Source organism: Stieleria marina (assembly GCA_007741555.1).
GTDB lineage: Bacteria > Planctomycetota > Planctomycetia > Pirellulales > Pirellulaceae > K23-9.
The window spans coordinates 296,093-311,370 of sequence record CP036526.1 but is presented as its reverse complement, the minus strand read 5'-3'; the positions used below and the strand labels follow the sequence as shown (position 1 = coordinate 311,370).

Genomic DNA, 15,278 nt, shown 5'->3' with positions numbered 1-15,278 from the left:
ATTAGTCCGACTTAAAGTAGCCATCATTTCCCAAATGAAGTAGCCCGCCGGACGGTTTTCATCTCGTGGCGTTGGCCAATCTACTGCACCACGTTTGCATCCAAGGCCGATTTGACCGCCAATCCCGCAGTAGGGATATCGAATCGCGTCGAGCATATCTAAATTGAATGACTTCGTGGAACCTTTCCCAACGCTGCCTTTTGCCGGAAACGACGTATGACTGCCACTCGCCAATCGAATGTTTCGACTGACGCCAATGTCCTGGACTTTGTCGACGGATTTGTCCACCGGCACATCGGCCCCACCCCCAGCGAGATCGACATCATGCTGGAGACACTGAGCTTTGCTTCGCTTGACGCCCTTTCCGACGCCACCGTGCCAAGCGACATTCAGTCCAACACGCCGCTAGATATCCCCGAAGCGCGTGGGGAAGCCGAATTCCTGCAAGGTTTGAAAACGATTGCCGGCAAGAACAAGGTCTATCGTTCGTGCATCGGAATGGGTTACACCGGCACGGTCACCCCACCTGTGATCTTGCGAAACGTATTGGAAAACCCAGGTTGGTACACGCAGTACACGCCCTATCAAGCCGAAATTGCACAAGGACGTTTGGAAGCCCTGCTGAATTTCCAAACCATGATTGCCGACTTAACCGGACTGCCTCTCGCCGGCGCCAGCTTGTTGGATGAAGCAACCGCTGCGGCCGAAGCGATGGGCATGTGCGCATCGATCGCTCGACACAAGAAAAATGGTTTCTGGGCAGCCGATGATTGTCACCCTCAAACACTCGCATTGCTGCAAACTCGTGCGACCGGGATGGGCATCGATTTGAAAGTCGGCCCGATCAGCGAAATTGATTTCGATCATGGCGAGGGCGGACTTTGCGGGGTGCTCGTGCAGTATCCCACGACCGATGGCCGACTAGAAGATTACAAACAACTGGCTGCTCAGGCAAAAACAAACGGCTGTCTCACCGTTGCCGCCGCAGACCTGCTGGCCCTGACCGTGGTTATTCCACCTGGCGAATGGGGCGCCGACGTTTGCGTGGGCAGCGCGCAGCGGTTTGGAGTGCCCATGGGTTTGGGCGGACCGCATGCTGCCTTTATCTCTACCCACGATCAGCACGCACGCAAACTTCCTGGTCGCATCATCGGTGTTTCCAAAGACGCGCACGGCAATCCCGCATTGAGAATGGCGATCCAAACTCGTGAACAGCACATTCGACGGGACAAAGCGACCAGCAATATCTGCACCGCGCAAGCACTGTTGGCGATCATCAATTCGTTCTACGCCGTCTATCACGGTCCTGATGGACTGCGAAACATTGCTCGTCGCGTCCAAGGGTTCACCGCCGCGTTGGTCAAGGGACTTGAACGACTGGGACACTCCACGACGCATGCCGGTCCCGTCTTTGACACCATCCGCATCCAACTTGGAAAAGGTCGCAAGCACGCTGCACGCCAGGTCGCCGACGCGGCTCGCGAACGCCAAATCAATTTGCGCGAATACAATGACGGAACGTTGGGCGTCACGCTCGACGAAACGACCAACCGTGCCCTAGTCGCCGATTTGCTGGCAGCATTCAACTTTGGACACTACACCGGATTCGATATCGATGAACTGCTCAGCGAAGCCGAATCGGATGGACGCTGCAACGTCGGTGAATTTGCACGCGAGAGCGATTTCCTGACGCATCCGGTTTTTCACGACCACCGCAGCGAAACAAAACTGCTGCGATACATCTTCAAACTCATGGGACGCGATCTTTCGCTCGCACACACCATGATTCCGCTCGGTTCCTGCACGATGAAACTGAACGGGACCAGCGAAATGATTCCAGTCACGTGGCCTGAATTTTCCGACATGCACCCCTTCGCCCCCGACACCCAGTGGCGCGGGTACACGCAGATGTTTCGTGAACTCGAACGCTGGCTGTGCGAAGTCACCGGTTTCTCGGCCGTCAGCTTGCAGCCTAACGCCGGTGCTCAAGGCGAATACGCCGGCCTGCTGGTCATCCGTGCCTACCACGAACACATGGCCGCCAAAGCCGGGACCGACAATCAGCGCGACGTCTGCTTGATCCCAACGTCGGCCCACGGAACCAATCCTGCATCGGCAGTGATGGCGGGGATGCGAGTCGTCGCCATCAAATGCAACGACCACGGTGACATCGACATGGATGATCTTCGCGCCAAAGCGGAAAAGCATGCCGAACAGCTCTCCTGCTTGATGATCACGTACCCGTCGACCCACGGTGTATTTGAATCAACGATCCGCGAAGTCTGCGACATCATCCACGACACCGGTGGCCAAGTTTATATGGACGGTGCGAATATGAACGCTCAAGTCGGCCTGACCAGTCCTGGAAAATGTGGCGCCGACGTGTGCCACTTGAACTTGCACAAAACGTTCTGCATTCCGCACGGCGGTGGTGGTCCCGGCATGGGACCAATCGGCGTCGCCGAACAACTGGTGCCGTTTTTGCCCGAGCACCCCGTCCAACGTCCCGACACCGCAGGCGAATTTGCGATCGGTCCCGTGTCCGCAGCACCTTACGGCAGCCCCAGCATCCTGACGATCAGCTACGTCTATATCGGCATGATGGGCGGCGAAGGCCTCCGCCGCGCAACACAAGTCGCCATCTTAAACGCCAACTACATGGCCAAGCGACTAAGCGACCACTACGACATTCTTTACACGGATTCCAATGGATATGTCGCTCACGAATTTATCGTCGACTGTCGCCCCTTTGAAAAATCAGCCGGCGTCAAAATCGAAGACATCGCCAAACGCTTGATGGACTACGGATTTCACGGTCCAACCATGTCATGGCCGGTTGCCGGAACTTTGATGATCGAACCAACCGAAAGCGAAGGCAAAGACGAACTGGATCGTTTCTGCGACGCAATGATTTCGATCCGTGCGGAGATCCAAGCCATTCAGGATGGAACGCTCGACCGCGAAGACAATCCGCTGACCAATGCACCGCACACGATGCAGCAGATCGGTCGCGACGACTGGCCGCATCCCTACAGCCGCGAGCAAGCCGCTTGGCCGGCCAATTGGTTGCGAGACGCCAAATTCTGGCCCACCGTAGGCCGCATCGACAATACCTACGGCGACCGCAACCTGGTTTGCAGTTGCCCACCAATGGACGACTATTCCTGACATCGACGTCGTCCTGCGAACGGCGTCGCAGGACGACGGCTGTGGCTGGATGTTATTGAGCCCGTCGTGCCGGCACGGTTCTTCGCGAAGCTTCGGCCGACCCCACATCGTCCCAGTCGTCCGTGCGGAACACAGACGTCGGCAACCCGTCGCTGTTGACCAAGTTGACTCCTTCGGGATTCGCTGCCCATGCGTAGCGGACGGCGGCGGGATCAGCGACCTTCTTGCTGCTGACGGTCACCGTCGATTTGCCGGATATCTTTGCGTCCGCCCAATGCCAGACTTTGTCGCTGCCAGCAATCTCAAAACGGTTCAGCGAACCCCCGTCGCGAGACTTCAGCCCGTCGCCGACCGCGGTGAACTCAACCTTAATCGCACCATCTGCTTGGTTGCTCGAAGCGAACAGCGGACCGCTATAAACAATGTCTTGGCCATACGTTTTGGCGAGTGCCCAGATCGCCAGCCGATCCCCGGGCGTTTTTTTGTCCTGCGGATGAATGTCGTTGGCGGCCCCCACGTCGTTGATTACCGCCATGCCGGTATTGGGTGTCGTTTCCAAAATCAAACGCATTCGATCTTGCAGCAATGGCCACGGGTCATTGTTTCCGGGTTCCGTTTCGACCTTTTTGAAGTTTGCCAATTGCACGAATTCAAACGCAAAGTCGGTTCCCCATCGATCGCGCCAGTCGCGAATCATCAACGGTAGCGTGACGTCATACGGCACCTTCCCCGCTTTGGCGTTCGCTTCGCCCTGGTACCAGATTGCGCCCTGGATCGTGTAACCGACAAAAGGATGAATCATGCCGTCGTACAGCACCCCGGGATTGCCTTCGGTCATCGTGGGCCACTTGGGGCGTGCGGGTGCTTTGGGACGCCGTTTACCAGACGCCTTGCCCTTTTCCTGCCATTGCTTGCTGGCGACTTTGAAAAACTTCAGCCGTTGATCGTAAGACTTCTTGGCAGCAACCGGATCGAATGCCTTTTGCTGCTTCATCAATCTGTCGACCAACACTTTTGTTTCAGGCAACGCACTCAGTGCCGCACGACTTGTGAGTGTCTCGACTGGTTTGCCACCCCAAGCTGTCTTGATGATCCCCACCGGCACCCCCAATTCCTCGTGTAGTTTCTTTGCAAAAAAGAATGCAACCGCCGACATGGAATTGCCTGCTTGGGTGTTCGGCAACAACCAGTCACCCACGATGTTGTCCTGAGGTTCGGCCGCCGCAGTGGGAGCGGCGCAAAACATGCGGACGCCAGGTAGATCGATCGTCTGGAGCATTTTTGCGTACTCAGGTACTCGCCCCAGCGTAAACGCCATATTCGACTGACCGCTTGCCAGCCAAACTTCGCCGACCAAGACATCTTTGATTTCAATGGTTTGGCCACCGGACGAAATTTTCAGCACGCGGCCTTGCGAGTTTGCAGGTCCTGCGGCGATACCCGTTTTCCATTTGCCAGCCGCATCGGCCTGGACGGAAAAGTCCTTTTCACCAAACTCGATCGATACATTGGCGTTCGGCGATGCGTTCCCCCATAGCTGTGCATCGCCATCGCGTTGAAGCACCATGTGGTCGCTGAAAAAGTGGGGAACGCGAAGGTCCGCCATCAAATTGGGTGACACAACCAAGCAAGCAGCAAACGTGATCGCGGAAAGGATCTTCATGGCAGTCTCAAGCAAGTTGGGAAATGGAATCAGCGATATCATAGCTGTCCGCTCGTAAGGGAGCCAAAACGCGGAAGCTTCTGCAAATAACCAGCCGAGAAAGCCCTCGAAAAATACCATCCAAACGGCTTCTAGCCGCCCCACCAAAACCCGCTACAATGTGAACTGAAATCAAGAGCACCAGTGGCGCAACTGGATAGCGCATCGGTCTTCGGAACCGAGGGTTGGGGGTTCGAATCCCTCCTGGTGTACTCTTTTCAATCTGCGGAATTGGCCCTACCGGCCAATTCGCACGGTGAGAGTCTCCATCGGCCGTTCTTGGCCGGTTAATAAACGCCGTGTTTGAGGCGTTTTTCAAGTCTCGGTGGTTTGCCCGAAACCTCTCTTTCGAACTCGGCCGTCCCGGATCCGCATGAGTTGCGTCCGTCTCAACGGATTTTTCTCTCCGAACTATCGCGCTCTCTGTTCACAAAGTGGCTGCTTGTTACCACGCCGTTTGCTTCCGACCCACCGAACCAGACGGTTTATGTTTGGCTCGGGTTAACAGGTTGAGTGTCCTTGATCGCTCGCCACATTTTGCGTTGTTGTTTCCAATCAAGTGTTTTGGCGATGGGGCGGATCTCGGCTTCCTTGATCGGGTCGCGGCCTTTGACGGTGTTGGGTAGGAACAAGATTTCTTCTTGAATGTCGGGGGCGAGGTTGTCCATCCACATGATTTGCGTCATGCGGGTCGTGGAGATCTGGCCGTAGTGGGCCAGTTCGGATTGATTGATGATCGTGCCGTCCTGGATCAGTCTGTGACAGCGATGGGCCAACGTGATGCGTGGGACTCGACCGCTGGGTGTGCTGGGAGCGACGCCGTCTTGCAAGTGTTTGCGCCGTCACGTCTTTTGGCGACGTGGAACTTTCGATTGATGGTGAGGGATTCACTCATTGGGCGATCTCCAGAGGTTGTTGAGTGAGGCTTTTCAGGCCTGTGGGATGGAAGGTGATCGCAACGTTGCCGCCGGGACCGTCGAAGTTGACTTTGTCGACCAGTTCCGCATTCATGCGGCTCAGTTCGCTGGCGATGTGATCCAGGCTGGCTTCCGAAAAAACGCGAGCGTGGCCGGCCCAGCCGGTCGCTTCGATGCGCCTTGATCGAATGATGTATTCGATGCGGTGGATCTTGGTGTCCAACCGTCGGGCGACCTCGCCGACGGTTAACAGCAACGGGGGCTGTGACATAGCTTTCCTTGTCGGATGCGGAAAACTTCGCAGCGGGTGCCGATTAATGGGCGCGCGGCGAAGTCAGGAAAGAGACGGACCAAATCTGCGACGACATCGCCCGTGTCAGGGGTGAGTGGCAAATTCAAAAGAAGCTCGACGTGAACGATCACGGACGGGCGAGGAGCCGGTTGGCTGGGTTGGTCGCTGGTTGGTTGGCTGAGCGGCTCGGTGTTCGAGCGATAGGGATTATGGGAATTGAAGGAGGCTTGTCAAATCCTCTTTATCGCCTAATTGGTTGTGCGGTTGCGAAGGCCGCTACATCACTTTGGCACCGCAAAGCACGATAAAAACACTCGCTGCAATAACGTCGGACGCCCCGAACGAGAAACATTGCACCGACACCGTTTCGACATGGATTAGTCGACTGGTTTTTCGTTCGTGCTATCGCCAACGTTTGGAAAGCAGCGAAAAACAGGGTTCGAATCGTTCTTGTCCGCCTCTGGATTTAGGATTTTCCAACATTCACAAAACCAGCATTGAAAATGCCAGAACTTTGCAAAAGTAATTGGCATTGTGAATCAAGAAAGAACATCGCAGTCTCTACTTGTAGACCTATCGCAAGGTGAGCCGAATTGATGAAGCGGCGATCGAAAATGTTGAAAGTTGTTCTCGAGCCTGAAAGGAATCGCCGGTTGCCTGTGCCGCGATTTCACCCCACTGCGCGCTCAACGCCATGTTTCAGCAAAACGCTGCGGAAGCAAATTACTTCCCTGCTCCTAGAACTACTCGGTTCACGTAAGAGCTGACGGATCACTCGAGACGATTTCGGAAATAAGTACTGCATTCACCACTCCTAAACGACCAACAAGACTTCGCTACCTCTAGACCTTCCGACTCGCCCGCTCGAGCGGCGAAGCAGATCGAAAGTTTTGGAAAATAGTTCTTGGCGTTTTCGTTGAGCCGCGTGATGCGAACTGCCATTTAGGTTAACGTGTTGGCCTCCCCTCAGGGTCACTTAGGAGACTCAGCGGCTAGGTTGACCAAGAAATCGCAGTTAGGGCGAAAGACAATTGCCCTCCCCGTTCCAACCATACGATTGGCGGCAACGGTGCACCAACCAAATCGGATTCGCAACGAACGATTGTTGCCACGCTGACTCAGCAGGCTTTTGCCAAGTGACAAAATAAGTGACATTTTCTGCTTTGATTCTGATCACCCGGAAGTCGCGTGATTACCAATGTCAAATTCACGCGATTAAAGTTGGCTTGCTCAGGTAAGACAAACAGGCGGAGCGGCAGCGGAATTCACGCGGACGTTACACCAATTGAAAACGGTCTGCTAGACGCCAAGTCTAGCGTCGCCATTGAAAAACGAGCACTAGAACCTGAAAAGGTTTTAGTCCGTTTCACCCACACCTGAGTTTGGATTGGGTTTGGGCCTATAGGCTCCATCTATGATTGGCTCACATTGAATTCAAATAGGCAACTTCTTCTCCAGTTTGTCCCCACTGCCAGTTGTTCGGGAATTGTCAGCCGGCAAGCTGAGAGGTTGCATGGCATTTTTCTCCGACAAGCAACAGATGCCTTCAATATCACCGTCCGAAACACACGCTTACGACAAAACTCAATAACGTCGAGAGGTGAAACAATTTCTCATTTTCAAAAGTGATGGGGACCACACTGGGCGGCTTCTCCTCGCCAGAATCACAGGAAATGGATCGTTGAAAAAAGGGAGTTTCACTGGGCGCGGGTTACGTCGACGCCACGCCGTGGAGTTTTCCACTCAAAATGCGTCCTTGATGTCGTCCAGGTGCGCTCCGAGCAGGCGTCGTGCGAGCGGATTGAGTTCCTCTTCGCTGCCTTGGATGTGGAACGTTCGCTGGACGTGCTTCATCGTCTCGCCGGGTTTCAGGGCGGAGGCGGGAGAAGACGTTTCCAATTCGTAGAATGGCCCTAGCGGAGCTTTGCCCGGTTCGGGCGAACCGTCGTTGTAGGAATTGATCACATCCCCGGCATACGGCTCGTCCTGTAGCTCCCACATGGAATTGACGAAGCCGTGCGGTGCGTCCTGCAAGTTGTAGGTCACAATATTCAGGACCTGTCCCGCGGCATCGTAGCTTCCAGCAATCCCCTGCGATCGCTGCGGATTGATACCGATCTTTCCACGGCGCGTTCCATCGCCCTTAAAGAAGAGTTTCTGTTTTTTTACCTGCAGATACTCTGCCGGAACCTTTCCGAAGTACGTGTCGTTCACTCTCGGGCCAAGCGTCTTGTCGTCACCTTCTTCAAAGGGAATGACCACGGTTGTTTCGGGCGAGGGGTTGTACATTCCGAGCATCCAGATCGAAAGTAGCCCTGTCTCCGGCTTCCAGGCGTCCGAACCTGTGTTGGTAATTCGGTTGTCCGTTTCATATCCCACCATTCGAAGCCCGTCACTGAGTTCGACGCCCAACAGCTTGGAGGCTTCTTGTGGGGGCAGCAGCTTCACCGTGCGCTCGATGCCAACGTTGAATTCGGCTCCGCTGTAATTGATCAGATCCGTCGTGTGTTTGAACTTCGCTGACGTTTCAGTTTGTTCAACCAGCTCGAACGCTTCGGTATCGATCGCTGCTGGAGTGGCCCAGTCGGAGAATTCAAATTTCGTTCCTGGTCTAAAGAACAAGGCATACTGCCCGCCTTCTGGTCCGAGCCAGAAACGTTCTTCTCCGCCGAAGATATAAATGTGCTCTTCCAGCTTGCCCTTTTTGTCTTCTTCTGAAAGGAATCCTTTTTCAATCACCGGTCGGTTGATCCAGCCGAAGCTCGGACCGGCCTTGCGGTCGAAGGTGCTAGTCATCACACGGCCCTGGTAAGCGGGAGCCACTGCGACCGCCGCGTCACCGTCGTGTAACAGAACGATCTGTGTATGTTCTTTCATGAAGGCCACATCGTCGGCGAACTTTTCGTCTGCCGAGACCCAAGGCGAAAACAAACACAGGACGAGTCCACCTATTCCGGAACCTACTGGAATTCGTGTGTTCTTCATCCTAGTTGTCCTTTTGTACATCGAATCGTTGAATGAACGGCAGTTTACTTTGCTTCCCTTTTGGTCTGCCAATCTCGACACCCCAATCGGGAATCACACCGATATTGCTCTGCGTAAACGCTTCCGGACGATAGGCGCCGCCAGCCCATGGTCCATTCGTTACACGGTGAGTTTTGGAAAAATGGATTCCGTCTTTAGCATAGAGGATCGAATTCGTGATCGCTTTTGGCCCGGTGGTGCCGATCATCGCCGCCACGCCAGTACCGTGGGGCCAGACCAGCACTTCGTGATTGCCAGGGATCACCGGATTCGACTCGTGCCTCACATAGGGCCCCTGCGGATGGTCTGCGATCGCAAGCCCCATTTGAGTTTGTCCCGGACTTTTGCCAAGCTGGCGGCCTTTGTAATAGAACCAGTATTCATCTTCTCGAACGATCAGGCAGGCATCATCAACCAAGTGACTGTCAAAATCCTTCGGGTCATCGCTGTTCTTCAATGCTGGATTAGTCGCGAGACGCTCCCAGGGACCATCAGGCGAATCCGATACCGCGATCCCGATCTTTGAATCAGGATTGAATCCCTTGGCGAATTCTCTGGAGGTGCCTGTATAGAACAGCCAGTAGCGTCCCTCGGCGACCAGAATGTTAGGTGTGAAGACACTCGCCCCTTCCCAACTGCCGGGCTTGCCCTTTGCAAGCGCCATGCCTTTCTCCGTCCATTTATGACCATCTTTCGAGGTCGCGTACCAAACCGTTGCATCGTATCCCGGAGAGATCTTTCCCTTGGAATACCACACGTAATACAAGTCGCCGACTTTGATAATGTCGCTCGGATCTCGACGCATGACGCCTAGTTCCGCACCAATGCCTTCGAGTGCCGAATGAGTGACCGCGACTGTCGCAGTGGTAGGTTCGTTTGCCTGGACAGCAACCGTGAATAGGACACTGGCTGCAGCTACTAGGACTCGCTTCATACCTTGTTTTCTCCGGTTTTGTTATTTCGCTAGTGGTTTTGAATTCTTCACCAAAGCAGCGGGCCGATTGTCCGCCGCGATGTCCTTTTCAAACACTTTCACATATCCGACGAGTCGCTGGACAACTTCGGGTTGGGCTTTGATGAAGTTCTTCTTCTCGCCAATGTCGGTTTCGAGATTGCAGAGTTGGGTGGGCTCTCCGTCCTTGAGGTGGAGTTTCCATATGCCTGATCTCACTGCATTGAGAGAGTTGTCTCGGTAGTAGAAGAAAGCTTCGTAGGGCGTGCCCGCTTTCCCAGTTAACGTGGGCCAGATGTCCTTGCCGTCGATGGTTCGATCGGTCGGTATCTTCGCTCCAGCCAGTTTCGCGAATGTTGGAAGCAGGTCCATGGCGGTCATGATCTCATCGTTCACTTGACCGGCCGAGATCTTGCCTGGCCAACGGATCACCGTTGGCTCGCGCATGCCGCCTTCAAAGGTGCTGCCCTTCTTGCCTCTTAGCGGTGTAGCCTTTCCGTTGGCTGGTCCGTTGTCCGAGGTAAACATGACAAATGTATTTTCATCCAGCCCGTTCTTGTTGAGTGCATCAAGGATCTGCCCCACTGACCAGTCAATCTCGCTGATTGCTTGCCCGAACAATCCCCTTCGTGTTCCGTAGTCGACTTTCTTTTCGTTTTTCAGTTTCGCTCTGACCTTGGCTGGTGCTTTCGCCATGAATTCTGGAGAGACATGCAATGGTGCATGCGGAATCGGGTGCGGCACATACAGAAAGAACGGCTCGTCCTTGCTCTCTTCGATAAACTTTACCGCGCGCTGAGTTATTCGCTGAGTGAGATAGTCGGCATCGGGATCCATTTCGATCACTTCCTCGTTGTCCAGCAAGGCCAACGGCGGGAATTTGAAATGACTCTGCCGCGGATGGAACGGATGGATGTCGTGGCTGTAAGGAATACCAAAGTACTGATCGAATCCCTGTCGCGTCGGTAGAAACTCCGGCTGGTCACCGAGGTGCCATTTTCCAAACATGCCCGTTTTGTAGCCCGCCGACTTCAGCACTTCAGCGATCGTTATCTCTTCAGGGTTCAACCCCTTCTTGTCCGCTGCCAGCAGGACTGCGAAATCGGATCCGTAGGCCATGTCGATTCGCCTGGGATAACAGCCAGTCATCAAAGCGGCGCGAGAGGGCGTGCAGAGGGGCGCCGCCACATAGAAACTCGTCAACTTCATTCCTTCGGCCGCCATCTGATCAATGCGAGGTGTGTTGACATGCTTGCCACCGAAACAACTGAGGTCCGCGTAGCCCTGATCGTCGGTAAAGATGACCACGAAGTTTGGCCTCGTATTATTTGACTGTGGTTCCGTTAGCCGCGAGACGCTCGCCGCGGGTTGATGAACGTCACCGCCTCGGTTTGCCGAACCCGCGGCTAGCGCCGTCGGCTCAGGTGATTGCTTCAAAACCTCTGCATCGAACTGAAAATCATCGGCGGTGATGTGACCCCAACCGCCCGCCGCTTGATCGACGACTTTTAAAAACAGCTTCTTGCCGGCATAGGGCGCCAAATCCCAACTCACCTTTTGCATGACTTGGTTGTTGATGCCGTGCGCCTTCAGCAACTCTTCACCATCTGCTGTGCACAAAGCGACATAGGTGTCCTTGCCACTGCCTCCGCCAACACGGAAAGTCATCGAGCCAGCTTTGGGAATGAACTGGGGCGAGAAGATCACTCCGGTTTGTGGGTCCAATCCTCGGTCGGCATCGGCGCTGCTTTCAAGCGTTGTCAGGTAGTACTTGCCTTGTTTGTTGTATTCTCCTTGGTCACGGAAGAAGAGATCGCGACTACCGACCGAATGCCCGAATTTGCCTTTGATCACCTTCCATGGATCCAGTTTGCCCGACTCGAAGTCGAAGGACGCGCTTCGGGTACTCGGAACTGCGGGAATCTTCTTTGCAGGATTGCCCGGCGCGCGCGGCTTCCCTTTCACGGGGGCTGGTTTCCGCTTCGGCGGCGCGTAGCTTTCAAGCAACTCGCTCATCTCTTTTACGATCTCGGGATATTCGTTGTGCAGGTTTCGCGTCTGCTTCACATCCGATTGCAGATCGTAAAGCTGAGCACGCGGCGCATCGGCTTTGTACTTGCCCGCCTCGAAATCGCTATTCACGCTTCCGACAAATGATGCACATACCGGTCCGCCAGCAGCATGCGACCCAGGTTTGCCTCCGAAACCTCCTGAGCCTCGAGCACCGATGTAGACCCACTTGCCTTTGCGAATAGCAAGATGAGTCTGCTTGTGGGGACTCAGTACAAGCGTGTCCCGCAATGGTGATTCCGGTTCACCGATCAGTGCAGGCAGAACGTTGACGCTGTCCGCAAGCTGCTGCCTGTCCAGGTCCTGCTGCGTGAGTGCGGCAAAGGTCGCCAGCATATCGACGCCACTGATCAATTGTGTTGAAGTCGTCCCTGGTTTGATGTGGCCGGGCCACCGAGCGATTAACGGTACGCGGTGTCCGCCTTCCCAGACTCCGAACTTGAATCCCAGCAGATCACCGTTCTGTTGATGCCCCATCTGGAAAGCCTTTTGGCCGCCGTGGTTGAACATGCCGCCGTTATCACTGGTAAAGATGACCAGCGTATTGTCGGCCACACCTTTCGCTTCAAGCGTCGTCATGACCTCGCCAACGATCCAGTCCAATTCGTGAACAAAGTCGCCGTACAGACCGCATTGGCTGGTGCCTTGAAAACGGGGAGCGGGCGTAAACGGGTGGTGGATGTTGGTCGTGGAGAGGTAAAGAAAGAACGGTTTGTCGACTTGATCACCGATCCAGCGAGTTGCCCGCTCGGCCAGCGTCGTGCCGAGCGTAAAGTCGTTGTAGAGCTTGTGTGCTTCAGTCGCGCCTCCAAAGAAATTGGGAACGCGGTTGCCGTGCTCTTTGGTCAGTGGCGTAATCGGGCTAACCTTATCGCCGGCCTTACGACCCAAGTAGACAAGTGGATCCTCGGATGCACGACCAACGACGCGGTCATTCTCCACGAAGACGTACGGCGGAGCACTGTTCACCAGCGGTACGCCAAAATAGTAGTCAAAACCAAGATCCAGTGGCCCAGGTCGAAACGGTTGCTTCCATTCGTTCGTACCCTTGCCGAAACCCAAGTGCCATTTTCCGAAAGCTCCCGTGCTGTAGCCATCGTTCTTGAAAACATCGGCAATGGTCAACTGGTCGGTGTCAACGAGCAGCGGCGAAGTCACTGGCGCCGGACCCCAAATGTTTTTCCGCGAAGGATACTCACCCGTCAGCAACCCATACCGTGACGGAGTACAAACTGCCGACGCAGAATGCGCATCGGTAAACCGCCGACCTTCAGCAGCAAGCTTATCAATGTTGGGCGTCTGAATTTTCGTAGCGCCGTAGCAACCAACATCTCCATAGCCGAGGTCGTCAGCGAAAATCAGAACAACGTTCGGCGGATGATCCGCTGCGAGTGACGAAGAAGCCGTCAGCAGGATGATGCACAGAGCCGGAGCAACTGAAATCAATCTCATGATTCTATTTCGAGAGTGGGATTCGGATGTTGGCTGATGACCAAGAGTGTATTCTTCAGAGTCGGTAGAGCTGGAGACAGATTTCTTAGTGGACGAGGCTACGAGTCCCCGCGAATTCAACGCAAGAACGCGAGGACTGGGGCTCGATTCTGCTCAGCGATGATGTGCGCAGCACGCCTTCACCCGAAGCCGGGCAGCTTTACGAAAGCAACTTGGGGAAGTTGCCGGTGGCCCCGGCGAAGCTTTCGGTTTCTATTCCCAGTTGTTGCAACATCGTGACAAAGACGCGTGTCAGCGGTTGGTCTTCTTGCTTGATTTCTTTGGTGTATGGCTCGGGGCCGCCGCGCCAGGCACCGCTGATGGGATTGGCTCCGGCATAGTTCAGATACCTGCCGTGCTTGAATCCCATGTTACCGCCACCGGCCAGGACAAGTGGATAGTTGCGTGAAAGGTGAAACGCGCTCGATGCAGAACCGAACAGAAGCAACGAGTTGTCGAGCATCGATCCTGTGCCCGCCGGTTCTGGAGATTCTTTCAGCCGGGTTGTGAATCGAGCAAACTCTTCATTGAGAAACCGACAGTACTTCCCAAGGTTTTTCCAGCCACCCGGATTTTTCGTGTCGTGCGTTAACTGGTGTGCGAGATTGAACCCGACAGCGCGAGCGAGGCGATCGCTGACACCCGCGCCGTTCTCACGTCCGATCTGATAAGTCGCAACCCGAGTCGAATCGGTTTTGAATGCGAGATAGATCATGTCCAGCATGGTCTGCACGTACAACCTCGGCGACTCTGGCGAGATGTCCGCTTCGATTTCTGCTCGGTCAACCTGTTCCCCGTCAACACTGGGCAGTGGCCTGTTGACCCACTCCTTTGCTTTCTGAACACGAATCTCTGCTTCGCGAACCGAGTCCAGGTACTCGTCAAACCGAAGCTTGTCATTGGAGGACAGTATTCCGCGCAGATCGCTTGCGTCTTCCAGCATTTCATCCAAAGCACTCTCGTTCTTCGCTAACCTGCGAGCTGCATCAGCGTCGCTCTTGACGAACAGCATGTCGAAAATTCGCTTCGGGCTTTGCTCTGCAGGAATCGCTCGACCAGTTCGGTTGAATGAAAGCGTTTGAGCAGCGCGCGGCGTTCCGATACCACCGTCAGTCGACATAACGAGTGATGCGAACCGTGTTTGGTCCCCGATGTGTTCGGCATAAACCTGATCAAGAGAGATCGAGTTGTTGTACGCTCCCTCGCGACGAATCTTGGCGGCAGTCAGAAATTGATCGGCATTGCGATGACCGTGAACCTTGCGGGCCTCTGGGTGTGAAAAACCCGAGAGCACGGTCAGGTCGTCACGCAGTGGCTCGAAGACGTCAGTGCACTTTGTGAAAGTGAACTCCGTTCCCCCACCATGCGGAAACCACGACCAGTCTTGGTAAGCGGGGTCTTCCCGCAGCGGCATGGGGACACCGTCGGGGTAATAGATGCAGGCGAGCCGTTTCGGATTCGACTTGCTGTCGGAGTTGGCTGCCAAAAGCGGCAAGCTGGAACTCAAAAGTGGAAGCGCCAGCGCGGCACCGGATCCACGAAGAAACCGTCGACGATCAAGTTGATTCAGATTGAAAGCCATCTGTCGTTATTGCTTGAGGAATGAAAGGTGGTGGACGAGGCTACGAGTCCGTGACGCGTGATTTTGATGCCGGAACTCAT

The 15,278-nt window shown here is 54.8% G+C and carries 8 protein-coding genes and 1 tRNA gene; 2 read left to right on the top strand and 7 right to left on the bottom strand.

What is annotated here, in order from left to right:
* The first annotated feature begins 216 nt into the window (after positions 1-216).
* A complete protein-coding gene (gene gcvP / locus K239x_RS01120; RefSeq protein WP_145415860.1) occupies positions 217-3,168 on the top strand; it encodes an aminomethyl-transferring glycine dehydrogenase in 2,952 nt (983 codons plus the stop codon).
* A 52-nt stretch (positions 3,169-3,220) separates the two neighbouring features.
* Here gcvP and K239x_RS01115 read toward each other — a convergent pair whose 3' ends face one another.
* Positions 3,221-4,873, bottom strand: a complete 1,653-nt coding sequence (locus K239x_RS01115) for a sialate O-acetylesterase family protein (RefSeq protein WP_419189528.1) — start codon at positions 4,871-4,873, stop codon at positions 3,221-3,223.
* Between the two features lie 135 nt (positions 4,874-5,008).
* Here K239x_RS01115 and K239x_RS01110 point away from each other — a divergent pair.
* A tRNA-Arg gene (locus tag K239x_RS01110) sits at positions 5,009-5,082 on the top strand.
* Positions 5,083-5,355: 273 nt separating this feature from the next.
* Here the strand turns inward: K239x_RS01110 and K239x_RS01105 are convergent.
* From K239x_RS01105 to K239x_RS01080, 6 genes are all read right to left on the bottom strand, one after another.
* Positions 5,356-5,700 carry a hypothetical protein gene (locus tag K239x_RS01105; RefSeq protein ID WP_145415858.1) on the bottom strand — a complete coding sequence of 115 codons (345 nt, stop codon included), beginning with the start codon at positions 5,698-5,700 and terminating at the stop codon, positions 5,356-5,358.
* A 61-nt stretch (positions 5,701-5,761) separates the two neighbouring features.
* Positions 5,762-6,058 carry a hypothetical protein gene (locus tag K239x_RS28195; protein ID WP_419189527.1) on the bottom strand — a complete coding sequence of 99 codons (297 nt, stop codon included), beginning with the start codon at positions 6,056-6,058 and terminating at the stop codon, positions 5,762-5,764.
* A 1,764-nt stretch (positions 6,059-7,822) separates the two neighbouring features.
* Entirely contained in the window at positions 7,823-9,064 is a 1,242-nt protein-coding gene (locus K239x_RS01095) for a DUF6786 family protein (protein WP_145415857.1), read from the bottom strand.
* A 1-nt stretch (position 9,065) separates the two neighbouring features.
* Positions 9,066-10,037: a family 43 glycosylhydrolase gene (locus K239x_RS01090; RefSeq protein WP_145415856.1), complete on the bottom strand. Its 972-nt coding sequence runs from the start codon at positions 10,035-10,037 to the stop codon at positions 9,066-9,068.
* Between the two features lie 21 nt (positions 10,038-10,058).
* A complete protein-coding gene (locus K239x_RS28190) occupies positions 10,059-13,577 on the bottom strand; it encodes a sulfatase-like hydrolase/transferase (RefSeq protein ID WP_419189526.1) in 3,519 nt (1,172 codons plus the stop codon).
* Between the two features lie 199 nt (positions 13,578-13,776).
* The gene (locus tag K239x_RS01080) at positions 13,777-15,198 is read right to left on the bottom strand and encodes a DUF1552 domain-containing protein (RefSeq protein ID WP_145415855.1); all 1,422 of its coding nucleotides are present in this window, start codon (positions 15,196-15,198) and stop codon (positions 13,777-13,779) included.
* Positions 15,199-15,278 lie beyond the last annotated feature (80 nt).